Raw genomic sequence first — 6,134 nt, 5'->3', positions numbered from 1 at the left:
TTCAGTATTGGTGACAGACCACCACAAGTATCCAACCTCAATTCTGTTCACAAGACCATCGTTGATGTTCTCGGCGAGCGATACCGTCGAATTTATTCTTAAAGTAGGTGCGGAATGACGGTTTTATGCCTCAGATCACGGTGAATCGATTGACGAGAACTACCATTTGCACGGCACGCCACGTGATGTTGCACCGCCGGAACAGTTCCGCTCGCCGATGCTGGTATGGGCGTCAGACAAGTTCCTGGCACAGCCGCAAAATACGCAGCTGTTTGAACAACTGAAAGCGCAGCAGCGTGTGGAGGCTCCCCACCATGAAGAGTTGTTTGATTCCATATTGGGCTGCCTGGGCTATCGTTCGACCGACGGTGGCATTAACGCCAGCAATAACTGGTGTGCATTACCGGCGCGTTGATGGGATAGGCGGTTGTGCGTTTTCGCGTCAACCACGCGCCGAGCGTGCTCTTTTATCAAAAAGGGATTGACGCTTTTTGGAGGGCGCAGTAAGATGCGCACCGCATTCGGCGAGTAGCGCAGCCTGGTAGCGCAACACGTTCGGGACGTGTGGGTCGGAGGTTCAAATCCTCTCTCGCCGACCAAATTCCCCCCGTTTTGTCTAATGTTTTTCAGACGGGACGATAAGAAAACGGTAGATGACATCATCTGCCGTTTTTTTTTGCACAATATCTTGTCGTATTGTCCATTTATTTAAAAAACAATAATTTATCCAAAAAGATAATAAAAAATATATTTTATAACTTGCTGATAATAATTGAATTGGCGCTTTAGTAAGGTATTTCACTGATTTACACGCCAGACGTCAACTGACATTTTACGCTCTGTCTTTGGGATGTTACATATCATAAATGGAGCGTGTGAAAGGCTTTGTTGAATAAATAGATTTTATGCTGGCAGCCAAGTGAAACGACGGATCCTCGCAACGCAAAATCATGCAGTTAGGCCCCATGAGAAAACTGTACACCTAAGATGACAAGCATTTTCTACCAAAACTGGCATAGAAAAACAGCATGATTACCTATTATTCAACAAAGCCCGTGTGAAAGTGAATATCAATAATGTATGGTTCGCTCCCGTTTTGCAAGCACACGATGATAAAAGCTGTTTGCGTTAATGTATCCGGCCTCTTGCAAGTTAGCTGCTTTTGGCAGCAAGGCCATGATGGAATAGGCGCGTCTAGTTCCCAATAAACTTCTTCGGCTGCTAAAGCCGCTTTTTTGTCCCGGGTTTACAAGACACCATTGCACAGTTTTGTCATCATATACCCTGCAAACTGGTAAGATTTCAAGCGTTTTCAGACATCTCGTTGTTGTAAATAAAAAGCGCCCGGTCGTGTCATGACAGCCCAGATAATTCGGGCAATTTTGTTCGCCAGTGCGACAACAACCTTATTGCGGTGTACTCCACGCTCTTCCATAATTTGTATCCACTGTCCCAGTAAATTTGTTGTTCTGTTTAAATGCAGAACACAGGTTCGGGCATCATGGATAAGCAGTTTTCTCAGGTATGCATTACCACGTTTACTCATACCTAATAAACGTTGCTTGCCACCTGTTGAGTATTCTCGGGGTACAAGGCCAAGCCAGGCTGCTAAATTTCGCCCTGATTTAAATTGTTGACCATTACCGACAAACGCCGTCATTGCTGTCGCTGTCAATTTTCCTACGCCGGGAATAGACGTTAGCCTTTTAGCTGTTCCATCCGCATCAGCGATAGATTCAATCTGGCGACGCACGTGCAAAAGCTTTTCTTCAAGGGCGCGGTATTCCTGCCAGAGATCAGCGAGTATATCCCTCATCGATGGACTCAACTCGTTTTGCTCGTCTGCTAACAGTGAAGGCATATCATGTGTAAATTTCGCAATCCCACTGTGAATAGTCAGCCCATATTCCAGGAGAAATGCCCTGGTCTGATTAACCACCGCTGTTTTATGAGACACCATGCGTTCTCTGATCCGATGTAATGCTTGCAGATCGAGCTGTGCCGTTGTTTTTGGTATCACCGTTCGCATTGTAGGACGAGAAATAGCCTCAGCTATTGCTTCAGCATCAATCAGGTCATTCTTGTTTGACTTAACGAAAGGTTTTACAAATTGTGCTGGGACAATGCAGGGTGTATGTCCAAATGATTTAGCTTTTCTGGCCAGCCAATGGCACCCCGGACAAGCTTCCATTCCAATTACCGTCTGGGTTAAGCGGGCCAGATACTCAATCAGTTTATCGCGAGTAAAGCATCGCCGAATCAGGATGTTCCCTTTATCGTCCATCCCGAGTATTCCGCCTGAACCTTGATATTCGGGTGCTGTTGTTCAAACTCTTTTATCGCCTGGAGCGTTGCCTGGTGGCGGTTGTTCCCTCCCCACCAGGAAAATCTCAACTCCACGTTTTCCGCGTACGCCATACCGGATGTGGCAAGCAGCAGGGCTGCGGCAAGCGTGACTGGTTTCATCAACATAGCTAAATCCTCTTATTTATCATTGAATAGCGCGGAGAATAGCGTCGGGAATACAGGCCAGATACAACGCAGGCTTGCCATCCTTATCCGAGGAGAACAACACCTGTTTCTCATCGGGCGTGAAAGAAGGGTGCGGATGGGTAACCTGACTATCGCCATCCAGCACCGCCCATGAACTACTGTGTTTGGCAATTTTGTGGGTTTGTTGGTGCTTCAAATCAAAGAGGTATAAATAGGGATCCGTCGCATCGCCGTACTTGTCATTGTCAACAATATCAATGGGCTTTCCGGAACCATCGCCAACTGCCAACTGCCCATTATCATTGCTCATCACATGCGAACACGGCGGCATGGCAACAATCTTTTCATCGCCCCCCGTATCGGGATCAACACGGCACAAATAGCGCACCGTGCTGTCCTTCACATAGGTGACATACATCATGGCAGAGCCATCTGGTACCCAAAATTCATGGGTATAACTTTCCCCTGGTGCCGGCAATTTGACTCGGCGAATATGGCTGCCATCTTCGTTCATCAGCCACATGCGGGTCTCTACCCGATCCAGTGGCCCTTCATGGCAAAATGCAACGGTATTATCATCATGAGGACGGTAAATCGGGTGTCCTAACCATTGATTCTCTTGTAATAGCGTGGTGCGTTCACCCGTTTGCAAATCGATGCGAATCACACGGCAGAGCGGATTTTCTTCATAAAACTGCTGGAACACCGTCCAGTCACTGACGGGCCGCCAGCTATCACGATGGATTTCCACCCCCACCAGCTTGGTGCAGGCAGAGTTGGCCACCCAGGTGCCATAACCTACCCATTCATCCGCCACCTGATAGACGGTTTCCTCGGACAAATCCTGCAAGGTAACCCGCATCAACGCGCGTTCTCCCTTCACGTAATAGAAATATTGCTCGTCAGGAGAGAGGAATCCGCCAAAGGTGTTATCATCTGCGCCTTGCGTTAACTGTGTCGCTTTGCCGCTAGCCAGTTCCAACAGGTAGTAGTTGCGAAACCCATCGAATTCCGCCGCAAAAATCAGTGACCGACCTTCATCGAGAAAACATTTCTGATAAAAATAATTGCGATGACAGATAACGTTCGGGGGTGTCAATCGAGTCACCCGCGCGCCGGTATCCTCGTCGATATACTCATGGTACTCGAGCTGATAAACATCGCCTTTCGCCATTGCTCCCTGTTTCGCCGTGACAGCAGCTTTCTGCCCACAGGCAATTCGTTGATAAATAACGGTTGATTACGTTGCATCGAGAGGTTTCCGCACACCCCTGTCAAAATGGACATGGCTCCGGCATGGCTGTCAGCTCGCCGCTTAAGCGGATTGGGCCCCGGATTGCCGAACAGTTCGTCCAGGATCAGCGCATCACCACCACCGTGTCCTCCTTGTCCATAGGCCACCTCAATACGTTCCGGCGCGCCAAACATCGGATACCAGGTGATATCGCAGTCCATCAGGCTGCCCTCGTTCTTGCGCTCTCCCCCGCCGTTGACGTAGGAGTTCTCGACCAGCTTCATTTCCAGCCGCCCTTTGCTGCCATTGAAGGCGATGTTCAACCCTTCCCATGGCTGATACGCATTGAGGGAGTAGGTCAGCAGCGTTTTGTTGCGATACTTCACCATTACGGCCAGAGTATCTTCGATGCTGATACCATCGCCGAACACGCTCTGATCGCGCAGGTAGCCATCCTCATGCTCTGCATTCAGGTAGAGCTCTTTGAGCATCGCCCGCTCCTCCATGTGCAGCGCGAAAGGATCGTTGCGTGCAGCCGGTTGGTTATGGCAGAGGGAATAGAACTCGCTCACGCCGCGCTGCTCGGCATTTTCCTTACCGTAGAACCGCAGATCGCCCTGGGCGAAAACGAACTCCGGCACAGAATCGAGCCAGAAATTGACTAAATCGAAATGGTGAGTGGATTTATGGACCAGCAACCCGCCGCTGTTGCGTTTGTCACGGTGCCAACGGCGAAAATAATCAGCGCCGTGTTGCGTATTCAGCAGCCACTCGAAATGCACCGAGAAGACATCACCGACCGTACCGTTGAGAATTAATTCGCGCAGCTTGCTGTGATGTGGCGCATAGCGATAGTTAAACGTCACCCGCAGATCGCGACCAGTGCGTTCTACCGCATCAACGATCGCCAGACAGCGCTCTTCATCAATGATCATTGGCTTTTCCGTGATGGCATCACAGCCCAGCTCCATCGCGCGGATGATGTAGCGATCGTGCGTGCGATCCACGCTGGTGACGATCACGATGTCAGGACGGTGCTGCGCGATCATCGTCTCGAAATCCGCGGCTTTCCAGGTCGCCACCTTCCCATGGCCCCACTTCTCCAGATTGCGATTGGCATAATCCATACGCGTCTGGTTCGTATCACAGAGCGCCACCAGACGCGCTGACTGCCGATAGGTGGTCGCAATCGCTTCCAGGTACATCTCCGAACGGCCACCGGTGCCAACCAGTGCATAAGTCTTCATCTCCCTTCTTTTACTCTCATTGACTACACCGCGATTAGCCCGCCCGCGATTGACTCCCCCTCCCCCCCGTTCTACTATCCGCATGCTGGTATCAGCGAGCAGGACGCGTGCAGGAGATTCGCCATGGGTAACCCGGTACCGCTGTTATTTCTCGAGGTATACACCCCTGCCATCTGGCAGTGGGAGACGTTTACCGACATCATGCGCCATCTCAAAAAGTTCCAGTTCAATGGGCTGATCCTGCATCAGCAAACGCTGCTCGCGCTGTTGGCAAAACCCTCACCGCGATGCCCACCCGCCACGGTGGAACATTTGCTGCTCGCTCGCAGCAATGCCCTGCACTATCTGCAAAACGTGGCGCGTTATTGCGAAGAGAACCACATTCAACTGTGGCTTCAGGGCGAGGCGACGCCAGACTGTCACGACCTGCACCGTAAATTTCCCGAATTCTTTCTTTCCCAAGACCCACAAAACGATGCGGCGTTTCTTAACCTGTTTTTTGGCGAAACCCTGCCGGAAATCCTGAGCCATTTGCCCACCGTGCGCGGCTTACGCCTCTCGCTCACCACACCTAGCGTGCACCAGACGGAGTGGGAGTCGGCGCTGCAACGCCTCTACCAGGGCCTGCGTTTACGCGGCTGTCAGTTGGTGCTGCGCGACTATCAGGACAAAGCGTGGCCCCGCCAGCAGTTAAAGATGGCGTTGGATGTGCTGCCTAATGATGTACGCGCTTCCGTAAAAGCGACGGAACTGGACTATCGTCCCGGATTTGCCAACAATCCCACCCTTACTCGCCTGAGCGGCTCCCGTAAGTGGGTAGAATTCGATCTGTGGGGCATCGAATACGGCTGGACGCTGCTGCCCTAGTTGCCTGTTAGACGAACTGCAAAAGCGTCTTCACTGGGCCTCCCAAACGCTGGGCGACGAGCTTGAGGCGATCACCGCACGCCTGAGTTGGGAATGGCTGCCAAACAATGTGCTGCTGGGCTCAGTCAACGAGCTGAATCTGTACGGACTCTCGCGACTGATCCGCGGAGCCTGTACATAAATTTGTGTAATTGCCTGATTTTGATATGTTCAATCCAACATCAAAAGCAGGTTACTTTATGGACGAAAAACAGTTGCAGGCTCTGGCTAATGCACTGGCCAAAAATCTCAAA

5 protein-coding genes, 1 tRNA gene and 1 pseudogene are annotated in these 6,134 nt (G+C 50.9%); 3 read left to right on the top strand and 4 right to left on the bottom strand.

Going from position 1 to position 6,134, the window contains the following annotated elements; genetic code table 11:
* Positions 1-121 precede the first annotated feature (121 nt).
* Both ACTBDZ_RS14040 and ACTBDZ_RS14035 read left to right on the top strand, forming a co-directional pair.
* A pseudogene (locus ACTBDZ_RS14040) lies at positions 122-415 on the top strand (sulfatase-like hydrolase/transferase); the annotation flags it as partial.
* Between the two features lie 107 nt (positions 416-522).
* Positions 523-599, top strand: a tRNA-Pro gene (locus ACTBDZ_RS14035).
* A gap of 713 nt (positions 600-1,312) precedes the next feature.
* Here the strand turns inward: ACTBDZ_RS14035 and ACTBDZ_RS14030 are convergent.
* From ACTBDZ_RS14030 to ACTBDZ_RS14015, 4 genes are read right to left on the bottom strand one after another with little or no spacing between them, the layout of a single operon-like run.
* Positions 1,313-2,284: an IS110 family transposase gene (locus tag ACTBDZ_RS14030; protein WP_438815778.1), complete on the bottom strand. Its 972-nt coding sequence runs from the start codon at positions 2,282-2,284 to the stop codon at positions 1,313-1,315.
* Positions 2,260-2,472 (bottom strand): hypothetical protein, encoded by a 213-nt coding sequence (locus ACTBDZ_RS14025; protein ID WP_438815777.1) that lies wholly within the window; start codon positions 2,470-2,472, stop codon positions 2,260-2,262. Before ACTBDZ_RS14025 ends, ACTBDZ_RS14030 begins: the two co-directional genes overlap by 25 nt.
* A 19-nt stretch (positions 2,473-2,491) precedes the next feature.
* A complete protein-coding gene (locus ACTBDZ_RS14020; protein ID WP_438815776.1) occupies positions 2,492-3,667 on the bottom strand; it encodes an oligogalacturonate lyase family protein in 1,176 nt (391 codons plus the stop codon).
* A complete protein-coding gene (locus ACTBDZ_RS14015) occupies positions 3,598-4,974 on the bottom strand; it encodes a Gfo/Idh/MocA family protein (protein ID WP_438815775.1) in 1,377 nt (458 codons plus the stop codon). Before ACTBDZ_RS14015 ends, ACTBDZ_RS14020 begins: the two co-directional genes overlap by 70 nt.
* A 123-nt stretch (positions 4,975-5,097) precedes the next feature.
* On the opposite strand from ACTBDZ_RS14015, the gene ACTBDZ_RS14010 reads away from it, so the two are divergent.
* Positions 5,098-5,841, top strand: a complete 744-nt coding sequence (locus ACTBDZ_RS14010; RefSeq protein WP_438815774.1) for a hypothetical protein — start codon at positions 5,098-5,100, stop codon at positions 5,839-5,841.
* Positions 5,842-6,134 lie beyond the last annotated feature (293 nt).

The sequence above is a fragment of the Symbiopectobacterium sp. genome (genome assembly GCF_051710365.1).
Taxonomy (GTDB): Bacteria; Pseudomonadota; Gammaproteobacteria; order Enterobacterales; family Enterobacteriaceae; genus Symbiopectobacterium.
Note: the sequence above shows the minus strand (reverse complement) of the source record. Positions and strands in the feature narration are given on the sequence as shown.

What these genes read in the sequence shown, in the direction of transcription:
- ACTBDZ_RS14020 (WP_438815776.1), bottom strand. Translation starts at nt 3,667, where the DNA reads ATGGCGAAAGGCGATGTTTATCAGCTCGAGTACCATGAGTATATCGAC.
- ACTBDZ_RS14030 (WP_438815778.1), bottom strand. Translation starts at nt 2,284, where the DNA reads ATGGACGATAAAGGGAACATCCTGATTCGGCGATGCTTTACTCGCGAT.
- ACTBDZ_RS14010 (WP_438815774.1), top strand. Translation starts at nt 5,098, where the DNA reads ATGGGTAACCCGGTACCGCTGTTATTTCTCGAGGTATACACCCCTGCC.
- ACTBDZ_RS14015 (WP_438815775.1), bottom strand. Translation starts at nt 4,974, where the DNA reads ATGAAGACTTATGCACTGGTTGGCACCGGTGGCCGTTCGGAGATGTAC.
- ACTBDZ_RS14025 (WP_438815777.1), bottom strand. Translation starts at nt 2,472, where the DNA reads ATGTTGATGAAACCAGTCACGCTTGCCGCAGCCCTGCTGCTTGCCACA.